General features: G+C 52.4%; 24 protein-coding genes. 7 read left to right on the forward strand and 17 right to left on the reverse strand.

Features of this window, described 5'->3' with window-relative positions:
• Positions 1 to 102: 102 nt before the first annotated feature.
• Together SIL79_RS02305 and SIL79_RS02310 are read right to left on the reverse strand one after the other, a co-directional pair.
• A complete protein-coding gene (locus SIL79_RS02305; RefSeq protein WP_039033082.1) occupies positions 103 to 612 on the reverse strand; it encodes a hypothetical protein in 510 nt (169 codons plus the stop codon).
• Positions 605 to 1351: a winged helix-turn-helix domain-containing protein gene (locus SIL79_RS02310; protein ID WP_039033081.1), complete on the reverse strand. Its 747-nt coding sequence runs from the start codon at positions 1349 to 1351 to the stop codon at positions 605 to 607. Before SIL79_RS02310 ends, SIL79_RS02305 begins: the two co-directional genes overlap by 8 nt.
• Positions 1352 to 1777: 426 nt before the next feature.
• On the opposite strand from SIL79_RS02310, the gene SIL79_RS02315 reads away from it, so the two are divergent.
• A complete protein-coding gene (locus SIL79_RS02315; RefSeq protein WP_039033079.1) occupies positions 1778 to 2599 on the forward strand; it encodes a cytochrome c3 family protein in 822 nt (273 codons plus the stop codon).
• Positions 2600 to 2609: 10 nt separating this feature from the next.
• Positions 2610 to 3152 (forward strand): hypothetical protein, encoded by a 543-nt coding sequence (locus SIL79_RS02320; protein WP_039033078.1) that lies wholly within the window; start codon positions 2610 to 2612, stop codon positions 3150 to 3152.
• 3 nt (positions 3153 to 3155) lie between these two features.
• Here the strand turns inward: SIL79_RS02320 and SIL79_RS02325 are convergent, their stop codons facing one another.
• The 7 genes from SIL79_RS02325 to SIL79_RS02355 form a co-directional block, all read right to left on the reverse strand.
• Positions 3156 to 3761, reverse strand: a complete 606-nt coding sequence (locus SIL79_RS02325) for a hypothetical protein (RefSeq protein WP_162206913.1) — start codon at positions 3759 to 3761, stop codon at positions 3156 to 3158.
• The gene (locus SIL79_RS02330; protein WP_162206912.1) at positions 3754 to 4542 is read right to left on the reverse strand and encodes a winged helix-turn-helix domain-containing protein; all 789 of its coding nucleotides are present in this window, start codon (positions 4540 to 4542) and stop codon (positions 3754 to 3756) included. Before SIL79_RS02330 ends, SIL79_RS02325 begins: the two co-directional genes overlap by 8 nt.
• A 110-nt stretch (positions 4543 to 4652) precedes the next feature.
• A complete protein-coding gene (nhaD, locus tag SIL79_RS02335) occupies positions 4653 to 6107 on the reverse strand; it encodes a sodium:proton antiporter NhaD (RefSeq protein ID WP_071475771.1) in 1455 nt (484 codons plus the stop codon).
• Positions 6108 to 6328: 221 nt separating this feature from the next.
• Complete coding sequence (locus tag SIL79_RS02340) at positions 6329 to 7066, reverse strand: DUF481 domain-containing protein (RefSeq protein WP_039033075.1); 738 nt, start codon at positions 7064 to 7066, stop codon at positions 6329 to 6331.
• Between the two features lie 139 nt (positions 7067 to 7205).
• The gene (locus SIL79_RS02345) at positions 7206 to 7388 is read right to left on the reverse strand and encodes a DUF2474 family protein (protein ID WP_082014222.1); all 183 of its coding nucleotides are present in this window, start codon (positions 7386 to 7388) and stop codon (positions 7206 to 7208) included.
• Positions 7372 to 8379, reverse strand: coding sequence for a cytochrome d ubiquinol oxidase subunit II (cydB, locus tag SIL79_RS02350; RefSeq protein WP_162206911.1), 1008 nt, complete (start codon positions 8377 to 8379; stop codon positions 7372 to 7374). Before cydB ends, SIL79_RS02345 begins: the two co-directional genes overlap by 17 nt.
• Positions 8380 to 8381: 2 nt before the next feature.
• On the reverse strand, positions 8382 to 9779 hold the full coding sequence (locus SIL79_RS02355; protein WP_071475769.1) for a cytochrome ubiquinol oxidase subunit I: 1398 nt from the start codon (positions 9777 to 9779) through the stop codon (positions 8382 to 8384).
• 141 nt (positions 9780 to 9920) lie between these two features.
• Between SIL79_RS02355 and SIL79_RS02360 the strand changes: the two genes are divergently transcribed.
• Positions 9921 to 11336 carry an aminotransferase-like domain-containing protein gene (locus SIL79_RS02360; protein WP_162206910.1) on the forward strand — a complete coding sequence of 472 codons (1416 nt, stop codon included), beginning with the start codon at positions 9921 to 9923 and terminating at the stop codon, positions 11334 to 11336.
• A gap of 163 nt (positions 11337 to 11499) precedes the next feature.
• Here SIL79_RS02360 and fba read toward each other — a convergent pair whose 3' ends face one another.
• The 4 genes from fba to tkt all read right to left on the reverse strand — a co-directional run bounded on the left by fba (position 11500) and on the right by tkt (position 17087).
• Positions 11500 to 12567 (reverse strand): class II fructose-bisphosphate aldolase, encoded by a 1068-nt coding sequence (gene fba, locus SIL79_RS02365; protein WP_039033070.1) that lies wholly within the window; start codon positions 12565 to 12567, stop codon positions 11500 to 11502.
• Between the two features lie 114 nt (positions 12568 to 12681).
• Positions 12682 to 13857: a phosphoglycerate kinase gene (locus tag SIL79_RS02370; RefSeq protein ID WP_039033069.1), complete on the reverse strand. Its 1176-nt coding sequence runs from the start codon at positions 13855 to 13857 to the stop codon at positions 12682 to 12684.
• A gap of 87 nt (positions 13858 to 13944) precedes the next feature.
• A complete protein-coding gene (epd, locus tag SIL79_RS02375) occupies positions 13945 to 14961 on the reverse strand; it encodes an erythrose-4-phosphate dehydrogenase (RefSeq protein ID WP_039033068.1) in 1017 nt (338 codons plus the stop codon).
• A gap of 131 nt (positions 14962 to 15092) precedes the next feature.
• Positions 15093 to 17087, reverse strand: coding sequence for a transketolase (tkt, locus tag SIL79_RS02380; protein ID WP_039033067.1), 1995 nt, complete (start codon positions 17085 to 17087; stop codon positions 15093 to 15095).
• A gap of 445 nt (positions 17088 to 17532) precedes the next feature.
• Between tkt and metK the strand changes: the two genes are divergently transcribed.
• Entirely contained in the window at positions 17533 to 18684 is a 1152-nt protein-coding gene (metK, locus tag SIL79_RS02385; protein WP_039033066.1) for a methionine adenosyltransferase, read from the forward strand.
• Between the two features lie 65 nt (positions 18685 to 18749).
• Here metK and SIL79_RS02390 read toward each other — a convergent pair whose 3' ends face one another.
• Complete coding sequence (locus SIL79_RS02390; protein ID WP_039033065.1) at positions 18750 to 19079, reverse strand: hypothetical protein; 330 nt, start codon at positions 19077 to 19079, stop codon at positions 18750 to 18752.
• A gap of 26 nt (positions 19080 to 19105) precedes the next feature.
• A complete protein-coding gene (locus SIL79_RS02395) occupies positions 19106 to 19642 on the reverse strand; it encodes a GNAT family N-acetyltransferase (RefSeq protein ID WP_143078352.1) in 537 nt (178 codons plus the stop codon).
• A gap of 129 nt (positions 19643 to 19771) precedes the next feature.
• Between SIL79_RS02395 and SIL79_RS02400 the strand changes: the two genes are divergently transcribed.
• Both SIL79_RS02400 and SIL79_RS02405 read left to right on the forward strand, forming a co-directional pair.
• A complete protein-coding gene (locus tag SIL79_RS02400) occupies positions 19772 to 20725 on the forward strand; it encodes a GGDEF domain-containing protein (RefSeq protein ID WP_039033063.1) in 954 nt (317 codons plus the stop codon).
• A 120-nt stretch (positions 20726 to 20845) separates the two neighbouring features.
• Positions 20846 to 21712: a diguanylate cyclase domain-containing protein gene (locus tag SIL79_RS02405; protein ID WP_071475764.1), complete on the forward strand. Its 867-nt coding sequence runs from the start codon at positions 20846 to 20848 to the stop codon at positions 21710 to 21712.
• 54 nt (positions 21713 to 21766) lie between these two features.
• Here SIL79_RS02405 and SIL79_RS02410 read toward each other — a convergent pair whose 3' ends face one another.
• Entirely contained in the window at positions 21767 to 21934 is a 168-nt protein-coding gene (locus SIL79_RS02410; RefSeq protein WP_233962663.1) for a hypothetical protein, read from the reverse strand.
• Positions 21935 to 22070: 136 nt separating this feature from the next.
• On the opposite strand from SIL79_RS02410, the gene SIL79_RS02415 reads away from it, so the two are divergent.
• Positions 22071 to 22484 (forward strand): META domain-containing protein, encoded by a 414-nt coding sequence (locus tag SIL79_RS02415; RefSeq protein ID WP_039033061.1) that lies wholly within the window; start codon positions 22071 to 22073, stop codon positions 22482 to 22484.
• Between the two features lie 61 nt (positions 22485 to 22545).
• On the opposite strand, the gene SIL79_RS02420 is transcribed toward SIL79_RS02415, so the two are convergent.
• Positions 22546 to 23868 carry a dicarboxylate/amino acid:cation symporter gene (locus SIL79_RS02420; protein WP_039033182.1) on the reverse strand — a complete coding sequence of 441 codons (1323 nt, stop codon included), beginning with the start codon at positions 23866 to 23868 and terminating at the stop codon, positions 22546 to 22548.
• Positions 23869 to 23973 lie beyond the last annotated feature (105 nt).

Below are 23973 nucleotides of genomic sequence, written 5' to 3' on the forward strand. Positions count from 1 at the left end.
TTGATGAAAGAACCAGACTATAGCCCAAGCAACACGGGAATGGGATAGCGCACAGGCGTTAACTGAAAGGAAATGGTGAAATCGTCAGCAAAAATTCAGCCGTCAATGGATCAGGCGGCAGCCACATACTGTGTTACTCGGTTGGAACAACACAATAGCATAGTCTTTGGCTTCATCGGCATCAAGGATCTCCAGTGCCAGGTGATGCAGGCCTTCATTACTGAGGTTGAAGCTGGAAACATAAGAAAGGTATTGCATATGGGCGGGCCTTGCGCCCTTGCCGGAAAGCTCCTGTTTATCTGTAACCAGGATTTGATAACGCCCCGCCTCTTCCGAAGCCAGTTGCCCCTGCATCAAAATGCTGCCGGCCGGGGTGCCATCCATGTTGAAGTAGCGATAGTTGACCAGAGCTCGCTTGCCTTTGGTCTGCAGATCCAGCAGCAGGTAGTGCTGCGCATCTTCGCCCTCGTTCAACTGCCGGTCGTAGAGTTCAGAGCTGCAATTAAGCGCCAAAGCGGGCGCTGTTTGACTGAAACGATAGATCACCAGCAAACAGCCGAGCAAAAAGATCAGGATCAGCAAATTTATCACCCAAAGCCAACGTCTAGCCACAGAGATCAACCTCCTTAAGCCAAGGTACACTGACAAATGCCTTGACCTGACGTCCATCGCTTATTTTGAGATTGCGTACCACGGACTGTCCCAAATACTCGCCTCTCAATGTGAGGTTAAGGACTTGTTTGTCATGGGAAAGAGAGACATATAATTTGCGCCAAGGGCTGCTCTTACACTGAGCCAATGCCGAGGTCAGCACCTTGCCCTGTTCGGTCAACAACTGATTGTTGGTACGGGAATTGGAGTAGAAAAACAGCTCCATTCTCTGACCAGATAGCAGTGTCAATTCCTGCTTGTTCAGTGGGATAGTGGGTACCACTCTGGGTAAACGATACAGATAGAAGACACTGAGACCAAGCATGAGTATCAGTACCAAGCCCACCAGCAGTTGCTTGGGACCGGCATTCAACCTGGACTCCAGCACTCCCGCGGGTTTACGGGCCACAGATGAGCGTAGCAGATACCCCTGCCCCTTGACCGTTTCAATCAAAGACTCATATTCGGGCCCCAGAAAGGCACGCAACATACAGACAGCACGGGCTACAGACGAATCACTCAAAGGGGGATGATTGTCATCACCGGCGCGCAACTCGATACGGGAGACCAAACGTCCCTGATTGGCAAGCAGGAGTTTCAGCACCTGCAACTCCGCCCGAGGGAGATGCCAACTGTCTCCCCTGCCTTTGTGTTGTAACTCACCGCTGGCTTCATCAAACCAGCAGTCGCCTATCTGCATCATCTTCCTCCTGTTTTATATGAACATGAGTGTATGCAAGAAATCTAATCACTACTGTGATCCTCATAACCCTGACACAGGAAAAAGTTTAAAAAGTGATCCAACTCAGGCAAGGAAGCAAGCAAGAGGGAAGCAAGTAGCGTTTTGTGAACCAGTTCCCATGGTTGAAGGCTTTGAAAACAGGCCTGAATATTGATAAACCAGCCATTAATTAACATGAATAAAACAAATAAGGTGATTCTGCCCAACCCTTAATCCTCAAAAAGGATTAAGAATAGCCACTCTAATCACCTTAAAAGGTTAAAACTCCAGTCTTTGACAACTCAATATTCATGCGCGCTAAATCACAACCTTCATATCTTATCCCCCTAATCTGAATACAACCGACCCGGTCGGGAAAAACAAAGACAACAAAGGGTGATAAATATGAGCATTAACAGACGTCAGGCCCTGGGCCAGATTATCGGAATTAGCGCCGCAGCAGCCGGAGCCAGCCTTACGGCCACTTGCGCCTTTGCTGCCACGGATGAGTCAGGAAACTACCGCCTGGAGTTGGGTGAAAAACTCAAATATGCTCCATTGGATCCTATGGAGACAGCCAAACTGGCTTATGAAACCGGCGGTGGCTGTATGCATCAGGTATTTCACGCCACTGTGACCATGCTGGCTCGGTCTGCCAGTGTCGATGCCGACAAGTTTGCCACTATTCCAACGGCGCTGGCCGGCTACGGTTTTGCCGGTGTTACCGGCCAAGGCACGCTTTGCGGTAACCTCAATGCAGTAGGTATGTTGGTTAATATTCTCGATGACATTAATGGCCAAAACTCCGCCGTCATAGGTTCCTTGTTCCGTTACTACGAGAATACCGAACTGCCTTTGTCCAGCGATGAGTTCGTTGCCGGTATTGGCTCCACCGCCGAAAAGACTGCCCTGGTGGTCAAATCCTCGGTAGCCAACAGCGTATTGTGTCACTCCTCTATCAGTAACTGGTCCAAGGCCTCAGGCAAGACCTTCTCTGAAAAAGGTGAACGTTGCTATCGTTTGTCGGCCTCTATTGCCTATCACTTAGTGGAACTCTTGAACCGAGCCTACAAGGGTGAAGACTTGGGCGCCCTGCCTGAAAGTAAACCCAGCTCAGAAGCCCAGAGCTGTCAGAGCTGTCATGGCTCCACAAGTACTATGGGACCTGCCGCCAGCGTCAAGACAGACATGGAATGTACCACCTGTCATACCGGGCACTTTAACTGAGGATTATCCAATGAAAATCAGCTATCTGAGCCTGCTGCTCGGCTCGGCCCTGCTATTGGGAGGCTGTGGCAGCGATGATGACAACAATAATGGTGGCGGTGAGATCACGCCTCCGCCACCACCTGTGGAAAAACCCAGTCAGGATATCGCCGAAGCAAGTAGTATTGAGTTGACTCTCAACAGCTTCGACCCAGATTCAGGCCAGGTCACCTTTGCCCTGCAAAACGCCGAAGGCAAAGCGCTCACCAATGCCGCCAAGTACCAAATCACCTACTTTGGTTATCCGGCAGAAGAGCAAGCTTCCACCAAGCCCAAAGCCTGGAAACGCTGGCATGTAACCTATGGTTACAGCTGCGACCCGACAACCGAGTGCGCCGAGCCGCTGCAGGCTCTGGAAAGTGCCGGCAGCTACAGTTTCAGTCCATCAGGGCTCGACTGGGACGCTAATGCTGCTACTGGCGCGGTTAGCCGTTACAAGGTAGCCATAGAGGTATTCGGAACTGAAATCAGCAATGAAGTGACTCTCTATTCTCCCACTACAGACGTAAACTAAAGGTCACCAATCCCAAATGCCGTTGATCAATGAGAGCAACGGCATTTGGGACTCATCCTCCTCCTCAAATTCAGTCATACGACAGGCCCAAAGGTGATTGCCTGGACTCAGTTGAATAAGTGAATAATCGGCCAAAATATCCATCTCAAGAACATGCAACCTGAGCTCCAATTTACCCGACTGAGCCAAAGCCTTATTGATAGCCTCCCGCATTGCCATCAAGTATGGAGGGAGTTCTTCTTCACCTAATAGCAGTTTATCCTGATAGGGTTCCAGACTCATCATATAGCTTAGTGAACCAAGCTCAACGCCTTCTATAGTACCTGCCAGCTCAATACCCGCCCACGGCTCATTATCATAGCGATAGCTGACCTTCAGTCTGGTCTGCCCATTTTCTGTGGTTATCCCAAGCCTGAGTTTCTCCCCTCCCCTTGGTCCCCCGGCTTTGCCGGGGTTAATTAAACTCGCTTCACAATTAAAGCTTGGGTTTAGATACTTGGAAATCAAGGTGTCAACCGCCAGGATACCCACAACAAATAACAGCAGTAACAACAGCAATATCCAGCTCCGGTTTTGGCGTAAGCGCCACGGCAGAGTCGATTCAGTCACAGCGCAACGCCTCCTTCAACCAAGTATGCTCGGGGGCACAATCATTCATCTGAGACATGGTCAACTTGTAAGCTTTAAAGTACTCCCCTTGGTCACTTTCTCCCTTGAGCACCATACTCAATACCTTACTGTCATCACTGAGGGAAATGGAAATCGTACGCCAGCTATCAGGGCAAGGAGCCAGCCAGCCTTCAATGTTCTGAGTCAGATCTTTCAATGTCGCCAATGCCTTGGGTTCGCCATAGAGACGCAGGAAGGTAGTATTGCCCGAAGGGTGCGCGAGTTTTATCACTTCATCCGGCGTTTCCAGATAGCGCAGCGGTCCGACTCTGGACGATAGAAAAAACAATACCAACCCACTCAGCAGTAACATCCAAAAAAAATGATACCAGGGTGCCTTTCCCTTTAAAAACAGAGAAATTGGTTTACTTTTTCGAGTTTTGCTGTGCAGTAAAAAACCTTGCCGGTCGATGGGCTCCAACAGGTCACAGTAATCAGGCCCCAGGTATTGGCGGATACGGGCCACCGCTTGTTCCAATAAATGCTCTTGGTTGACGGGAATGCCCGCCTCCTGCAGCAATTGCATTCTGGAAACCACCTTGCCCTGATGGCTCAACAAAACACTCAACACACATTGCTCTATTTCAGACAAGACCCAAATCTTACCGGACCCAATATGTTTGAGCGTGCCGGTATCGGCATCAAACCAACAGCAACCTATCTGCATGGCATTGCTCAGCAGCAAATGAATGGCGGCAGTATAAGGGAAAAAAACACCCATCCAGAGTGATCTGCATGGGTGTTTTCAGGCTTTTAAGAAAAGCGTGAACCTTCTCTCAGACTTTTCTCACGATTAAAACTTTGTTAATTAACAATATGATACATGCTTTTCTAAAATGTAGAACTGTTAAGCCAGAGATGTATCAGAATACTGGCGATATAACCCAGGGCGATAACAGGCGTCCACTTGAGGTGAGCCCCAAAAGTATAAATGCCCCTCGCTTGCCCCATCAGAGCGACCCCTGCAGCACTGCCGATAGACAGCAAACTGCCCCCGACTCCGGCGGTCAGGGTTACCAGCAGCCATTGGCCAAGAGCCATATCCGGATTCATGGTCAGTACGGCAAACATCACAGGAATGTTGTCTATGATAGAAGACAGCACCCCAATGGCGATATTGGCATAAGTGGGATCCCACTGGGTGTACATGGCGTGAGACACCATACTCAGATAGCCCATAAAGCCCAAGCCGCCGACACAGAGCACCACGCCATAGAAGAACAGCAAAGTATCCCATTCGGCTCTGGCAATACGGCTGAAGACATCGAAAGGCACCACGTTACCCAGTTGCTCCAGACGCTTTTCATCCTGCATCAGGCGCGCCTTCTCCTGCGCCCTTGCCAATGCTTTGGGGAAATTCTTCCTCAGGTAGAAGCCAAAGCACTGCAGTAGTCCAAGGCCTGTCATCATGCCCAGCACAGGTGGCAGCCCCAACAATGAATGAGCACAAACAGCCATAGAAATAGTAAACAGGAACAGCAGTACTATCCGCTTGGCGCCTGTCTTGGTATAAACTTTTTCAACCAGGGCATCGGATTTTTCCCTGGAAATAAACAGGCTCATGATCAGCGCCGGCACCAGGAAGTTCACCAGTGATGGCAGGAACAGCTTAAAGAACTCGGAAAAGTGCACCATGCCCTTTTGCCACACCATCAAAGTGGTGATATCCCCAAAGGGACTGAAGGCACCACCGGCGTTGGCCGCCACCACTATGTTGATACAGGACAGGGTGATAAAACGGCGATTATCGGCGCCCATTTTCATTACCACGGCGCACATCAATAATGCCGTGGTCAGGTTATCGGCGATAGGTGAGATAAAGAAGGCCAATAAGCCGGTAAGCCAAAATATCTGGTATAAACTGAAGCCCTTGCCGACCATCCAACAACGTAAAGCATCAAACAACCGCCGCTCTTCCATCGCGTTGATATAGGTCATTGCTACCAGCAAAAACAGCAACAATTCGGCATATTCGAGCAGGTTATGCTTAAAAGCTGCCTCGGCCACTTCCGACATACCGTTTTGGGTATAGATATAACCTATCATGCCCCAGATAAGACCGGCGGCGACCAATACAGGCTTGGACTTCCTCAGGTGCAGTTTCTCCTCCCCCATCACCAGCAAATAGGCGATGGTAAATAGAGTCAGTGCCAGATACCCCACAGTTGAGTCGGTCAGGTTCAGATTATTTACGGCTTCCGTGCTAGCCAGGACCGCAGGCGAAAACAGTCCGGACAAAATTCCTCCTAAGGCTGCGCAGCCCCCATGCAAACGCATCAACTTCATTTCAATGATCTCTCGGTAGGAAATTAACTAAAACCTAGCACAGAGACAGGAAATCAAATCTTGATAAAACGCAAATTTCTGTAATTTAAGTGAGCAAGCCCAAGCCTTAAGCGGCAGACAACTGAAGAAAGGTTACCAAGGACTGGCAAAAAAACACCATAGATCATAAAAGCGCCCGCAGGCGCTTTTATCTGGTTCACACTTTTTTATATCACGACTTTTTAGAAGGAGTACAGCAGTGTCATGTTGGTTTCGGTATCTGTGCTCTTTTTGTCATCCAGCGGATCGCTGTTATAACGCACGACCACGGCGAACTTCATCGCCAATGCACCTATGATATTAGCGGTCAACGAAGTCTCGGAACGCGCGTCGAGCTTGTCACCATAGTCGGCAACAAACATCTGGCGGAATTTGGAGGTCTTGCTGATCTCAAGCTCATAGTTAATCACTCCGTGAGCCACCCAGCTGGCATCTGAGTTGTAACCCAGAATAGCACGCTGCTCACTGTCCAGACGCTGATACTGGTAACCAGGACCTATCTCGGCATCCAGGAAACTCTTGCTGCCCTGGAAAACCCGGTAGCCGTAACCGGCTGCGCTGTTGAATTTATAATCATAACCTGTAAAGGGATCGGCTTCGTAACTGGTGTTGGCAAACAGATAACTGCGCTCATCCAGACGGTAGTTGCCCTGAACACCACCAAAGTAACGCTTGGCGGTAACTTCTTCAGAATCTTCCTTATACAGACCTTCGAGCAGATACTGGTTTTCCCAGTTACCCAGTTCGTGTTTCATCGCCAGGCGACCCTTCACCGAAGAGGTATCAGTGTTACCTGTGGTCAGGGTAGCACCCAACTCCGCCTCACCGGCAAATGTTTTATCACCTTCGACAAAGTCGGCCCCTGCGTGAGCAAATGGTGCGACCAGCAGAATGGCTGCAGCGCTAAGCAGTTTTTTCATTCTTGTGCATCTCCGTTCAAAGCAATCCCTAAAAAAACGGGCGCCATCTTAACATCTACAGCGAAAAATACGAAACAGCTCGCATTTTTCAGCCGAAAAACCTGATTGCGTACACTATCTTGATAACAATGGCCCCCAATCATGCCCGCAACCCGGCCGCAGACATCAGCAGTCGCAATAGCGAAGAGACACTCAGCAAAGAAAGAACACTCAAGCACCAAAGCAGCAGCATCCAGCAGCCTGGACGGCTATCGAGCCAAGCCTTAGCGGGGGCCAACAGCCGGATGGCCCGGCCCCTCAAAGCATTAATGATAGGCATCATCGACGCTCACCTTGCCGCGGAACACATAATAGGTCCAGCAGGTATAGACCAAAATAATCGGGATAATGAACAGGGCCCCCACCAGCATAAAACCTTGGCTCTGGGGCGGTGACGAGGCCTGCCAAATGCTGATTCCCGGTGGAATAATGTAGGGCCAGATGCTGATCCCAAGACCGCAGAACCCCAGTAACACCAACAGCAGCGTCATCACAAAGGGTTGGTAAGTATCTTGCCTTTGCAGCCCCAGGTACAGATTCCATCCCAGCAGCGCCGTCAACAAAGGCACGGGTGAGAGGAAAATAAGGTTCGGCAGTGAAAACCAACGCTCGGCGATTTGGGGATGTGCCAAAGGCGTCCAGATACTGACCAGCACTATGGCCACCAACAAGCCTATGAGCAAAGAGCGGCTCAGCAGAAACATCTGTTGCTGCAGATGCCCCTGGGTCTTCATGATCAGCCAACTGCTGCCAAGGAGCCCGTAAGCGACCACCAGGCCGACACCGCATAAAAGCGGGAAAGGCGCCAGCCAGTCGAGCTGCGAACCGGCAAAGCTGCGATCTATGACGGGGAAACCGGATATCACAGCCCCCAGCACCACCCCCTGAAAGAAGGTCGCAGCCACAGAGCCGATGGCAAATGCCCTGTCCCAGGCTTTTCTGTGGCCTTCAAATGCCTTGAAGCGAAACTCAAACGCCAAGCCTCGAAAGATAAGCGCCACCAGCATAAAGGTCAGCGGAATCGCCAAGGCATCGATAATCACCGCATAAGCCAGCGGAAAGGCACCGAACAATGCGGCCCCGCCCAATACCAGCCAGGTTTCATTGCCGTCCCACACGGGCGCCACTGAGTTCACCATGATATCTTTGTCATCCCTGTCTTCAACCAAGGGCAGCAGTATCCCCACTCCCAGGTCGAAACCATCCATGACTATGTACATCAAGGTGGCGAAAATAATAATCACAAACCAGATAACAGCCAGATCGATACCCATACTCAGCTCTCCTTATGCAGCTCGTCGCTGTGAAACTGTGAAATTCGCCCGACCAACGCCGGGCTTTCGGATAAGGCTTCCTCGACCTTGGGTCCCTGACGGATAAGATTGAGCAGATAGAGATACCCCAAACCAAACACCAGGCTGTAGACCACAAAGAACCCCAGCAGGCTCAGGCTCATATGCAGCTCGCCATGGGCGGAGACCGCATCCTGGGTGCGCATTACCCCATGAATGATCCAGGGTTGCCGCCCCACTTCCGTGGTTATCCAACCGGCCAACAGCGCTATGAGTCCCGATGGTCCCATGCACAGACTGAAGCGCAGAAACCAGCGGCGCTGGTACAGGCCACCACTGTGTCTGAGCCAAAGGCTGACGACACCGAGCAGCAGCATCAACATGCCCAGTCCGACCATGACCCGAAATGACCAAAAGACGATAGGGACATTGGGCCTGTCTTCCACGGCAAACTCCTTCAGCGCCGGCACCTGGGCCTGGCTGTCGTGCATCAAGATCAAACTGGCCAGCGCCGGGATCTTGAGGGCATAGTCAGTGGTTTCTGTCTCCATATTGGGCCAGCCAAACAGGATAAGCGGTGTCGGCTCACCCGAGCTGTTGTCCCAGTGGCCTTCCATTGCGGCAACTTTAGCCGGTTGATGCTCCAGGGTATTGAGCCCGTGAATATCCCCAAGCAAGGCCTGCAAAGGTGCACAGGCGAGGATCATCCACAGCGCCATGGAGAACATCTTGCGCACCGCCGGGTTGTCGTTGCCTTTAAGCAAGTGCCAGGCGCCCGATGCCGCCACCATCAAGGCGCAGCAGATAAAGGCGGCCACCGCCATATGCGAAAGACGCGGAATAAAGGAAGGGTTGAAGATAACCGCCAACCAGTCTGTCGGTACTACTTGACCGGCTTCAATGACAAAGCCCTGGGGCGTGTGCATCCAGCTGTTGGAGGCCAAGATCCAGAACATGGACATTAGGGTGCCGAGGGCAACCATGCAGGTGGAAAAGAAGTGCAGCTGATCGCCGACTTTCTTCCAGCCAAACAGCATCACCCCCAAAAATCCGGCTTCGAGGAAGAAGGCGGTCAACACTTCATAGGTCAGCAGGGGGCCGGTAATACTGCCGGCAAACTCGGAAAAACCGCTCCAGTTGGTGCCGAACTGGTAAGCCATCACCAAGCCGGAAACCACCCCCATACCAAAGTTGACCGCAAATACCTTGGACCAAAAATGATACAACTGCTTGTATACCGGATTACGCTTTTTGAGCCAAAGCCCTTCCAGTACCGCGAGATAACTTGCCAGGCCAATGGTGATGGCAGGGAAGATAATGTGAAAAGAAACCGTGAAGGCAAACTGTATGCGTGCCATTTCGAGTGCATCCAGTCCAAACATGAACCACCTCAAAGGGTCAATAAACCTGGCAGGCATCTTAAGGACTGAGACAAAACTATAATAGATACAGAAAATATGATTTTATATATAACAGATTGAATAATTGTTATGCTGGACACGGGCAATAAAGCAGAGTAAACCATGGCCAAATATGAAACCCTGATCCAGCAATTGAGGCAGCAGATACAGAGCGGTGTCTGGCAGGTGGGTGACCGCTTACCTTCACTCAGGGAGCAGACTCAGCAGAGCCAGATGAGTTTGATGACAGTGATGCATGCCTATCAGGTGTTGGAGAGCCAAGGTTGGATAATCTCCCGCCCCCGCTCAGGTTACTTTGTCGCCCCGAAAGTGGCTGCCCCCAAGCCTCAAGGTCTGCATCAGTCCAGTGCTGTGACCCGCGCCGAGTCGGTGGATATCAACGCCTTTATCTTTGAGGTGTTGCAGGCCAGTCGCGATCCGGGGATCACGGGGTTTGGCTCCGCCTACCCGGACCCCGGGCTGTCGCCCCACAAACAGTTGAACCGGGCCTTGATTTCAAGCGCCAGAACCCTGGATTCCGCCAGCGCTCTGGACAATCTGCCACCCGGGAACCCGGCGCTCAGGCATATCATAGCCCAGCGCTACGCGGCGCAGGGAATGAGCATCTCGCCGGATGAAATAGTGATCACCGCGGGGGCACTGGAGGCATTGAACCTGAGCCTGCAGGCGGTTACCCGTCCCGGGGATTGGGTGGTGATAGAAAACCCCGCCTTCTACGGCGCGCTGCAGTCGCTGGAGCGCCTCGGCCTCAAGGCGCTCGCCATTCGCACCCATCCCCAGGAAGGAATAGATCTACAGTCTCTGGCCCAGGCGCTGCAAACTCACAGGGTCAAGGCCTGCTGGTTGATGACCAACTTTCAAAATCCCCTTGGCTGCAGTATGAGCGATGACAAGAAGCGTCGTTTGCTGAAACTCTTGCAGGAACACGACTGCTTTTTGATTGAAGACGATGTCTACAGTGAACTCTATTTCGGCAAAGATAAGCCCCTGCCGGCCAAGGCCTTCGACCCGGACAACAGAACCCTGCACTGCGGCTCCTTCTCCAAATCTCTGGTGGGCGGTTTTCGTGTCGGTTGGGTGGCCGCCGGCAAGATGGCGCTCAGTATTCAAAAACTGCAACTGATGAGCACCCTGGCCACCAGCACCCCGGTGCAATTGGCACTGGCTCATTACCTGTCGACCCGCAGTTATGAGACCCACCTGCGACAATTGAGGCGCACCCTGGAGCAGCGAAAATTCGCCACCTGGCAGGCATTGAAGAGCCGCTTACCCGACAGTGTCAGAGTGCATTATGGCGATGGCGGCTATTTTCTCTGGGTAGAGTTACCCGAGGGGCGGGACACCACAGAGCTCTATCGCCAGGCACTCTGGCAAGGAATAAGCCTGGCGCCGGGACAGATGTTCTCGGCGCACCGGGAGTTCAGCCACTGTTTTCGCATCAATGCCTCACTGCCTGGCGGGCCAAAGTTGGAGCAATCGATAGCCAGCCTGGCCAAGCTTATCAAAAAGGCGTTGTGATGACTCAAGAGCCATCCGGAAAACACTCCGCCAACCTCAGCCCTATCACCCGAGTGTGTCGTGACAGCCAAGGCGCAACAACTCGCGCCCACCTCGGATTTACACTCTGGAAGCTAAAAGTAAAAAAGCCCGCGAATGCGGGCTTTCAATACAGAGAACGGGATTACAGATTGATCTGTGGGTCCAGTTCGCCGGTCTGATAACGCTTGTACATGGCCTGCAGTGACAGCGGCTTGATCTTGGAGCCCATACCAGCACAACCGAAGGCTTCGTAGCGCACGGTACAGATGTCGGCCATAGCTTCCATAGAGGCCTTAAGGAATTTGCGTGGATCAAACTCAGTTGGGTTTTCGGCCAGGAACTTACGTACCGCACCGGTTGATGCCAGACGCAAATCTGTATCGATGTTAACCTTACGCACACCGTGCTTGATGCCTTCAACAATCTCTTCCAGCGGCACGCCGTAAGTTTCAGGGATCGCGCCACCATACTGGTTGATGATCTGCAGCCACTCCTGAGGTACAGAAGAAGAGCCGTGCATGACCAAGTGAGTGTTGGGGATACGGGCGTGGATCTCTTTAATGCGGTCGATACGCAGCACATCGCCGGTAGGCTTGCGGCTGAACTTGTAAGCACCGTGGCTGGTACCTATGGCGATAGCCAGGGCATCCACGTGAGTGTCGGCCACGAAGCGGGCAGCCTCTTCCGGGCTGGTCAGCATCTGCTCATGGCTCAGGGTGCCTTCGGCGCCGATACCGTCTTCTTCACCGGCCATACCGGTTTCCAGGCTACCCAGACAACCGATTTCACCTTCAACAGAAACACCACAGGCGTGGGCGAACGCCACTGTCTTGCGGGTGACATCGACGTTGTACTCATAAGAGGCAGGAGTCTTGCCATCAGACATCAAGGAACCGTCCATCATCACAGAGCTCATGCCGAGCTGGATGGAACGCTGACACACGTCAGGGTGGGTACCGTGATCCTGGTGAATACACACAGGGATATCCGGATACTGCTCGAGGGCGGCCGCCATCAGATATTTGAGGAACTGAGGACGGGCATACTTACGGGCACCGGCTGAAGCCTGCACGATCACAGGGCTATCAGTGGCTTCGGCGGCCTGCATGATAGCACGCATCTGCTCCAGGTTGTTGACGTTGAACGCCGGGACGCCGTATCCATGTTCGGCGGCGTGGTCCAGCAGTTGGCGTAGGGAAATAAGGGCCATTTTTTTACTCCAATAATAGGGTGAATTACTTCACCGAGGTCGCTATCGCTTGGATTTAACTTGATGCTCCCGGCAAAGCCGGGAGCGGTTTCTTTATAATTCTTTTGACTTTGCTTAGTTACCGCGGGCCTTGAGCATAGCCACTGCCGGTAACTCTTTACCTTCGAGGAACTCGAGGAAGGCGCCGCCGCCGGTAGAGATGTATGACACCTTGTCGGCGATACCGTATTTATCCACGGCGGCAAGAGTATCACCGCCACCAGCGATGGAGAAGGCCGGTGACTCGGCGATCGCCTGGGCGATACGCTTGGTGCCTTCGCCGAACTGGTCAAACTCAAACACCCCTACCGGGCCGTTCCAGACTATAGTACCGGCTTTTTGCAGGATAGCTGCCAAGGCTTCGGCGCTGTCCGGGCCTATATCAAAAATCATCTCATCGTCGGCAACCTCGGCCACTGGCTTCAAGGTAGCCACGGCTGCAGGGCTGAACTCCTTGCCAACCACTACATCGGTAGGCACAGGGATATCGCCGCCACGGCTCTGGGCATTGGCCACCAGGCGCTTGGCTTCATCGATAAGGTCGGCTTCATAGAGTGACTTGCCCACAGGATGGCCGGCGGCGGCTATAAAGGTGTTGGCGATACCACCACCCACCACCAGTTGATCCACTATGCCGGATAGAGACTCAAGCACTGTCAGCTTGGTTGACACCTTGGAGCCTCCGACAATCGCCACCAAGGGACGTGCCGGGTTATCCATCGCCTTACCCAGGGCATCCAGCTCGGCTGCCAACAATGGGCCGGCGCAGGCTATCGGGGCAAACATGCCGACTCCGTGAGTCGAGGCCTGGGCGCGGTGAGCAGTACCGAAGGCATCCATCACATAGACATCACACAGGGCCGCCAGCTGCTTGGAAAGCGCCTCGTCGTTTTTCTTCTCACCCTTGTTGAAGCGGACGTTTTCAAACACCACGACTTCGCCTTGGGCAACTTCGACGCCTTCAAGATAGTCTTTTTCCAGGCGCACCGGGCAATCCAGCGCCTTGGCCAGATAGTCAACCACAGGCTTGAGGGAAAACTCCTCATTATATTCGCCTTCGGTTGGTCGTCCCAGGTGGGACATCACCATCACGGCAGCCCCTTTTTCCAGTGCCAGTTTGATGGTGGGCAGTGACGCCCGCAGACGCGCGTCGCTGGTGACGACACCATCGACCACCGGCACGTTGAGATCTTCACGGATCAGCACACGCTTGCCCTGAAGATCCAGCTCTGACATCTTGATAATTGCCATTTTTACGCTTCCTTCTTAATCAAAAACAAATCTGTTTCACTAAGGGCGGCAGCTTCCCTGCCCCCTGAAATAATCTGTCGCAGTCTCTCAGGCGCTGCGGGCCTTGATCATCGCCAGTGCCGTATCCAACATACGGTTGGCAAAACCCCATTCGTTGTCGCACCAAAGCAACAGCTTCACCAGTTGGCCATCACTGACCCGGGTCTGGGTACCATCGACCACGCTGGAGCGCGGATCATGATTAAAATCGCATGATACCAGAGGCTCATCAGTATAGCCCAGAATCCCCTCGAGCCGGCCGTGGGTCGCCTGCTCCAACACTTGGTTTACCTTGGCAATATCCACTCTGTCGTTGAGGGTCACAGACACATCTATAGCGGTAACATTAATAGTGGGCACCCGCACAGAGATAGCCTCAAACTTATCCTTCATCTGCGGCAGGATACGCTCTATGCCGCGGGCAAGCTTGGTATCTACCGGAATAATTGATTGCCCGGCGGCGCGGGTACGGCGCAGATCGTCGTGATAGGCATCTATCACCTGTTGATCATTCATCGCCGAGTGGATAGTGGTAATGGCACCGCTCTTGACCCCAAAGTGCCGGTCCAGCACATCGATGACAGGGACAATACAGTTGGTGGTACAGGATGCGTTGGACACCACTGTGTGTTCGGCGGCCAACAGTTCCTGGTTGACACCATAGACTATGGTGGCGTCAACATCCGCCGAAGAGGGGTGACTTATCAATACCTGGCGGGCACCGGCCTGGATATGAGCCTCACAGCTCTGTCTATCAGAGAGGGCGCCGGTAGCTTCGAACACCAAGTCGATATCCAGCTCGCCCCAGGGCAGTTTGTCCGCCTCCGGCTCGGCCAACAGGGTAATGCTGTCATCCCCCAGTTGCATCATGCCATCGGCAAGGCTCGCGCGGCTATGGAAGCGACCATGGGTGGTGTCATAGTTGGTGAGGTGGACTATGGCCTCGGGCTTAGCCAGTTCATTGATAGCAACGATCTGAATTTGCTGCCTTTTACCCGATTCGTATAAGGCACGGAGAATTGAACGGCCGATGCGGCCATAACCATTGATTGCGACTCTGATCATGGAGATCCTGTTCCTCTAATGAGGGATGCTGATTGGGTAACGGCCTGACTTCCCGACAGGCCGTTGCACTTCCTGTGCGGCATTCCATTGCCTGGTTGCCGCACAGTCATTTCCAATCAGGCAGGCGCGGCTCAGGCGAGCAGAGCCTTACCGGCTTCAACCACTTTATCGACAGTGAAACCGAACATCTCAAACAACTGATTGGCAGGCGCCGACTCACCGAAGCTGGTCATGCCAATAATGCGACCGTTCAGGCCGACATATTTATACCAGTAATCGGCTATGCCCGCTTCCACGGCCAGTCGTTTTGTGACATTGGCTGGCAGTACAGCTTCTTTATAAGCCGCGGTTTGCTGGTCAAATACGTCGGTAGATGGCATGGAAACCACGCGCACCTTGGCGCCAGTAGCGGCCAGCTCAACCTGGGCCTTAACCGCCAACTCGACTTCGCTGCCGGTGGCAATGATGATCAGCTCAGGCGCGCCTTCGCAATCCACCAGCACATAACCGCCCTTGGCCACATCATTCAGTTGCTCGGCGCTGCGTGGCATCTGGGTCAGGTTCTGACGCGAGAAGATCAGCGAAGTTGGGCCGTCTTTGCGCTCAATGGCGTATTTCCAGGCGATAGCAGATTCTACCTGGTCACATGGGCGCCAGGTGCTCATGTTGGGAGTCATACGCAAAGAGGCAATCTGCTCAACCGGCTGGTGAGTCGGGCCGTCTTCACCCAGCCCAATGGAGTCGTGGGTATAGACTTGAATATTCTGCACCTTCATCAGCGCGGCCATCCGCATGGCGTTACGGGCATATTCCATAAACATCAGGAAGGTGGCACCGTAAGGTACAAACCCACCGTGCAGGGCAATACCGTTGATGATGGCGGTCATACCAAACTCACGCACACCATAGTGCAGGTAGTTGCCGCTGGCATCTTCGGCCGAAATAGGCTTGGAACCTGAGTACATGGTCAGGTTGGAAGGCGCCAGGTCGGCACTGCCCCCTAAGAATTCAGGCAACATTTTACCGAAGGCTTCCAGTGCATTTTGCGAGGCCTTACGGGAAGCGATATTGGCAGGATTGGCCTGCAGCTGCTCTATGTAGGCTTTGGCATCGGCGTCAAAGTTGGCAGGCAGTTCACCGTTGAGGCGACGCTTGAGCTCGGCGGCCAGCGCGGGGTGAGCGGCTTCATAGGCAGCGAACTTGTCGTTCCAGCTGCTTTCGGCGGCCTTACCGGCTTCCTTGGCATCCCAGGCAGCATAGATTTCAGATGGGATCACGAATGGCTCATGCTTCCAGCCCAGGAATTCACGGGTGGCGGCAATTTCAGCATCACCCAGCGGCGCACCGTGGCAATCATGAGAACCGGACTTGTTGGGAGAACCGTAACCTATTACGGTCTTGCAGCAGATCAGCGATGGACGCGGATCAGCCTTGGCGGCTTCAATGGCGGCGTTAATAGCTTGTGGGTCGTGACCATCGACACCGGCAACCACGTGCCAGCCATAGGCTTCAAAGCGCTTGGGAGTATCATCGCTGAACCAGCCTTCAACATGACCATCGATGGAGATACCGTTGTCATCCCAGAAGGCGATCAGTTTGCCAAGACCCAGGGTACCGGCCAGTGAGCAGGCCTCATGGGAGATACCTTCCATCAGGCAACCGTCACCCATGAAGACATAAGTGTGATGATCGACAATATCGTGACCGTCACGGTTAAACTGAGCCGCCAGAGCCTTTTCCGCAATCGCCATACCTACAGCATTGGTAATGCCTTGGCCCAAAGGCCCTGTGGTGGTTTCGATGCCGGGAGCATAACCATATTCAGGATGGCCCGGAGTGCGTGAGTGCAGTTGACGGAACTGCTTGAGATCTTCAATGCCCAGATCATAACCCGCCAGATGCAGCAGTGAGTAATGCAGCATGGAACCATGGCCGTTTGACAACACAAAGCGGTCGCGGTCGGCCCATTGAGGGTTCACAGGGTTGTGCTTGAGGTGATCCCGCCACAGGACTTCGGCGATATCAGCCATCCCCATGGGAGCACCGGGGTGGCCGGAATTGGCCTTTTGGACAGCGTCCATACTTAAAACACGGATAGCGTTAGCGAGTTCTTTACGGGAAGACATGCTCTCTCCTGCTTGATCTTAGAGGTCTTGGGCAAATTGGAGCCATATTTTCCCCTACCGGGCAGAAGGACGCAAATAAAATTCACCCACTCACAACGCCAAAAGCAGCCCAGGCTTTGCTTTGTGTTTACATTTGCGCCTCATTTGCGAAGCTTGCCGCTCACAAAGCTGTCAACTTGCCTGTCCGCTGTTCGCTTTCAATGCGGCTACCTGGGTTAAAGCGCCATAGGAAAACTCCTCACCCAGATACAGATGAATCTGATACATTTCAGCAAAATAGCTGAAAACAGTGGAAAAAGCTCTTAGTCATTTGAGCCGATTCCTGCGCCATGGCGCACAAATATTTGCGACAAGGGGTGTCATCCAAGTCGAATTCCACTAAAATGGCCGTCTAGATGTAGATGCTTCTACACGTTTGAATTCCACAGACGAGATTTTCCGAATTATGGCAAAACACTTGTTTACCTCTGAGTCAGTCTCAGAAGGACATCCAGATAAAATCGCCGATCAGATTTCTGATGCGGTACTCGACGCGATTCTGGCTCAGGATCCCAAGGCCCGTGTAGCCTGTGAAACCCTGGTCAAGACAGGTATGGTACTGGTGGCCGGTGAAGTCACCACCTCAGCCTGGGTCGATATTGAAGAACTGACCCGTAAAACCGTTCGCGAAATAGGTTATACCCACTCGGATATGGGTTTTGATGCCGACAGCTGTGCGGTACTGAACGCCATCGGCAAGCAGTCCCCCGATATCAACCAGGGTGTAGACCGTGCCGATCCCAAAGAACAGGGTGCCGGTGACCAGGGTCTGATGTTTGGTTACGCCAGCAATGAGACCGACGTGCTGATGCCAGCTCCTATCACCTACGCTCACCAGTTGGTTAAGCGCCAGTCAGAAGTCCGCAAGAGCGGCGCTCTGCCTTGGTTGCGTCCCGATGCCAAGTCTCAGGTGACTTTCGCCTACGAAGACAACAAGATTGTCGGTATCGATGCCGTGGTACTTTCTACCCAGCATTGCGAAAGCGTCAGCCAGGCGGATCTGGTGGAAGGCGTGATGGAAACCATCATCAAGCCAGTATTGCCTGCCCAGTGGCTGAACAAGGACACCAAGTACTTCATCAACCCAACCGGCCGTTTTGTTATCGGTGGCCCTATGGGTGACTGTGGTTTGACCGGTCGCAAGATCATCGTTGATACCTATGGCGGCATGGCCCGTCACGGTGGTGGTGCCTTCTCAGGTAAAGACCCATCCAAGGTTGACCGTAGCGCCGCTTACGCTGCCCGTTACGTTGCCAAAAACATAGTGGCTGCCGGTCTGGCTGACCGCTGTGAAATCCAGGTGTCTTACGCCATTGGTGTGGCCGAACCGACCTCCATCAGTGTGGAAACCTTCGGCACAGGCAAAGTCTCGCAAGAATTGCTTATCCAGTTGGTACGTCAGCACTTCGATCTGCGTCCATACGGCCTGACCGAGATGCTGGATCTGGCGCGCCCCATCTATCAAGGCACCGCCGCTTACGGTCACTTCGGCCGTGACGAGTTCCCATGGGAGCAAACCAACAAGGCTGAAGCCCTGCGTACCGACGCAGGTCTGTAATAGACTCAGCTTGCAGAAAAACCGCCTCAGGGCGGTTTTTTTATATCTATTTATCGGGCGATATCTCAGTAGCAGTGATCGAAATGGGCCGTTTCCATACAGAGGTAACCCAACTGCTCGGCCGATAGCGGCGTGATATCCAACACTTTCATTGGAGTGAATTCGGTATCAGTCAACTGGCGGATCTGCACCTGATAGCTATTGCTGCGCCCACAGTCGAAACAGACGCCCAAGGCTTGCAGCAGATAATGCGGCTTGCCATCGATTTTGGCTTCAAAAGCCTTTGCCTGCTGACCCTGCAGCGCCAAAACAGACACCAGGTATCTGACATTATCCCAGGCAGAAAGCCTTAGCGACTCACAGGATTGCAGTAGGGTTTCTGGCGTGTTTTGCATCTTACTCTCCCGCGTCAAAGCGCCTGTTAACCCAGCAGCAGATAGAAATCCCGGCCACAAAGGGTGACAAAATCCAGGGTGCGCATGCGGCCATCCCGGCTATGGGCACGTATAGACGCCTCGTTATCCTCGGCGATCAGTGCCAGCCAAGGCGCACTGATGTTGGCTCTGGCGGCGCCATAAAGCTTATCAAACACGCCCTTGCCACGATAATCAGGATGCACCCAAACCGGACCGTAATGCAAAGTCTGCTGCCAATTCAATTCCAGGTCAAAGCGATTCTGGGCCAGTTGCCGACAGAGGGCCTGACACAAAGGCGAATGCTTGAGTTTATCCCAACTGCCGGTTATCAGATAACCGGCTACCTTAGTCGCGTCCAACGCCAACCACACCAGGCCGGAAGCCACAAGAGGCTCAAGCTCCTTGGCAGAAAAGCCCTGCCCTTGCATGCCTTGAGTGCGCTCTCTGGCACTCAATTCATCCTGGCCGAAGCGCTGCTCCAGACTGGCAATCGTCTCAATATCGGCCGCCTCGGCCTGGCGGTATTGCATGGTTTGCGGCATTAAAAAGACTCAGCAAGAAAAGAAGCCGCATTATAGCCAAAGCAGGTTTAAGCCGCACTCGATTTGCGAAATTCCTATACTGCTTCCACACTTAAAGTTGAACTTAAGCCACATCACTCAGGAAGAGACATGCTCCCGGATACCATAGACCCAGGCAAGAGCCTATTGGAAAATGAAAGCCACAGACTCAACCTTATTCGCTGGATGCATCAATGTGAGCTAATGAAACGTTACTACCAGGCCGACAAAGTCTTTGTGCTGCAAAAGACAGAACAGGGATTTGAAGTCATTGTCAGCGCCGCCGATGCCAGCCACAGGTTCCCACCCGGTAAGGTATTCTCTGCAGACGAAAGTGTATTCCTGCGTATGGTCGATAGCCCACCCGAGGGCGTTAATCTGGATCTCACCCGCTCCACCTATAATGACAATCCAAAAGAGTTCAGCAATGTCCTTGGGATTCTATCCCGGCCCGTGCTCTGGCCCGATGGCTCGGTGTTCGGTTGCCTGTGTGTCATCAATGCCCATGCCAACGAGCAGCAACACATAAGCCCTTATATGCTGGAACCGTTTCAAATTCTGCTGCAGCAAGACTTGGCGCTCCTATGCCAAAGCCATAGAATCGAATCGCTATCCATGCGAGACCGGGAAACAGGCATACTCAACCGTTATGGTTTCATTATGATGGCGCCAAGACAGCTCAATCTCGGTCGCCGCTTCGGTGCTCATTCAGGCATTATTTTTTTCGAGTTGATACCCGGGGCGAATATGGATGCCGAAACGCTGGCACGTCATCATAAGGAACTCGGTAACCTGATCCTCAGTACCATAAGAACCGCGGATATTGCCGCCCACTACAACGACAGCCAATATGTCCTACTGGTGTTTGTCGATCTGGAGCGGGATCTGGAACATATCATCAAGCGCCTTGAGCGGCAGATGAACCAGTTTTCGGCTCCATTGCAGTTGGACTCCAGCAGTTGCTTTTTCAGCCCGGACTCAGCAGCCAAGTTGGCCCCCATGCTGGAAAGTGCCAGAGCAGGGCTCAAGTCATCCAAACAGAAGAAAGAAGCAGAAAAGCCTTGATTCAAAGCACAGAACAAGCATTAAAAAGACTCAGATCCAATAACTGATTATTTGCATTTTATTAACGCAAACGGTTAGGTATCCTGAGGCAATCCCTGCCATCAAAAATACGATAACTATATGCATGCGCAACTGACGGAAAAAACCAGCAGCTTAAGAGACCACCCCAACGACCCTTTGAAGCTTAGCCATTGGCAAAACCGTTTAGCCACTGTCAGAGAAATATTTCACGCCCAAACTGTGCTGTTACTACAGCATATGCCAGACACCAAGCTACAGGTCCTGAGCCACAGTTCGGTGGCTGAAATCCCAACTGAATTTGAAGATATTGCCTCTATACTGCAACACTTTGCAGCTCACCCGGCCGAGACCATCAAGTACCCACTTCATTGGTCCGATGGCAAGCTGTTTGGCGAATTACTGATCCTAAATGGCAAACCCAAGGTAGCGATAGAGCAGTTGCAGTCTTTGCTCGAGCCTATGCTTGAGCTACTCAAGAGTGAGCTTGGACAGTTGCAACTGATGGAACAGATGGCGTCTCTGTCTTTACAAGATGAACTCACAGGTATGCTCAATCCCAGGGGCTTTAATCTGCTGGCATCAAGGCAGCTGAGTCTTAGTCGCCGTTTGGGCTCCCATGCCGGACTTTTACTGTTGGAAGGCAAGGAACTTAACTCAAACCGTATTGCCGGGCTGCAACAAGATAAGGCCCTGAAAATACTGGCAAGGGTGATACTGGAGAACATGCGTGAAGCAGATATCTGCACCAGGTTGAATAAGAGCCAATTCATTATCCTGGCATTTGTAGACAACCAAGCGCATTTGGATATTCTCACCAGCCGCTTAAAAAAACGAGTTAGTCGCAGCGATTGCGGCCTACAACTGCTGGTTGGGAAAAGCTTCTTTGCACCTGACTCCCACTTCGAACTTTCACCTATGTTGGAACTGGCAAAGCAAGATCTACTGCAATACAAGGCCTCAAGTTAATCCGGGAAAACCGCTTGCGCCATGGCCGTTCATGCTAATTTTGAACTTAAGCGTTTATTGCGTTTTTTGATCCTGTGCCTTGGCCCATTGGATAAAGATAACCACAGGATATGGCGACATAAATACCAACCCCAAGCCTATCAGCGAGGCAATAATCAACATTCCGCTGACCTCAAGTGCCATAGTAGTCAACATATAAACCCCAACACCGACAAGCAGCATTAACACTCCGATCCAATGTAACAACTTTAGAAGGCCTATCACTGAGTTAGCATTGGATATCACCCTTCTCCCCCTTTTTAATCCGCGTTATTCTTGTCACACTATAAAGGCTTTATAGACTAATGGAAAAATGACCATGATTAAGAAAACTCTCGTAGCTGCTGCGCTGCTATTTGGTCTGGCTGCCTGCCAAACCACCCCGGATACCCAAGGTCAGTTTCTGCCACTGGAAGGCAGCTGGCAAGTAGAAAGCATTATGGGACAACCGACTATAGATTACAGTCCCGCCCAGTTGGTTTTTACCAAGGACGGCAAATTGTCCGGTAACAACAGCTGCAATAACTTCTTCGGCACCTATTCCCAGGAAGGCCTGAAGTTAAAACTCTCACCCGCCGGCAGTACAATGAAAGCTTGTGTCGATGCACTGATGGCCCAAGAACAACTGGTGATGCAGGCCATGCCTCAGGTGACCCAAGGTGAAATGAGCAATGGCAAGCTCTTGCTCAAGGGTGTTGACGGCCAGGTTCTGCTGCAACTCAGCAGCCTCTGATTTTTCCCTTCAGTCATAAAAAAACCGCCTTCAGGCGGTTTTTTCATTTATGTAACTCATATCAATTACGGCCATGCTCTATAGTGTCAACGGCATTCTGTTCAGCTATCAGAGCACTCTGCTGCATATCGGCATTGTAGTGTTCAATATCCAGTTCATTTTCCGACTTGGCAATCACTGTGGTAGCCACCAAGTCACCGGAGACGTTAACCACAGTGCGGGCCATATCCAGAATACGGTCGATACCGGCAATAATCGCCACCCCTTCCAGCGGCAAACCTACTGTGGTCAGCACCAGCGTCAACATCACCAAACCGGCGCCGGGCACACCCGCAGTACCTATAGAAGCCAGCGTCGCAGTCAGAATAATGGTGATGTAGTCCACCCAGGTGAGGTCTATGCCAAAGGCCTGAGCCACAAACAGCGCGGTCACCCCTTGGTAGAGTGCGGTGCCATCCATGTTGATAGTGGTACCCAGCGGCAGCACAAAACTGGAAATCTTCTTGTTCACCCCCAGGTACTCACTGGCACACTTCATACTGGCCGGCAAGCTCCCCGCCGAGCTTGACGTGGTGAAGGCGACGGCCATCGCATTGCTTATCCCCTTAAAGAAATGCAATGGATTGAGACGGGCAAAGACACTCAAGACCAAGCTGTAGAAACCGACAATATGCAGGAAACAGCCGATATAAACGGCAACAATCACCTTAATGAGCGGCAACAACATCTCCATACCGTATTCACCAGCCACCCAAGCCATCAAGCCAAACACCCCGTAGGGCGCCAGACTCATCACCATATCGGTCAGCTTGTACATAGCTTCTGCCAGACTCTCGAATACCCGAATCGCAGGCTTGCCATGTTCCCCTATCAACACCAGGGCGATCCCCAGTGCCACGGCGAATACGATCACCTGCAGTATCTGCCCTTCGGCCAAAGCCGATACTGGATTGGTAGGCACTATGTTGATCAGGGTTTCCATCAAAGAGGGAGCCTGGGCAACCTTTTCGGTACCGATTTCAGGTGTCATGCTCAAGCCGGATCCCGGACGTATGACAGAACCGACAATCAACCCCAAACTGATGGCAATGGAAGTGGTACCCAGATAGAAAGCAAAGGATTTAAAACCTATCCGCCCCATCTTGGCGGTATCCTGCATTGAGGTCACCCCCACTATCAGCGAGCAGAACACCAATGGCACTATCAGCATCTTGATAGTGTTGACGAACAAAGTCCCTATCGGCTTGAGATAGATGGCGTCTTTACCCAGCATCAGTCCTGTACTCATCCCCAGAACCATACCTATCAGTATCTTCAGCCACAAAGGCAGCCCCGACCAGCGTGACCACAGACGGCCGATGCGTGAAGGTTCGTGTTTTGACATGTGTAAACCTTGATATTTGAAAAAGAGAGGGGCCATTTCCTTGGCAGATGGCCAAGATCAGACATCAAGGCCGGTGCGCGAGTTTAGCACAATGCCCCTGTCGCA

This window comes from Shewanella indica (assembly GCF_033842865.1).
Taxonomy (GTDB): Bacteria; Pseudomonadota; Gammaproteobacteria; order Enterobacterales; family Shewanellaceae; genus Shewanella; species Shewanella indica.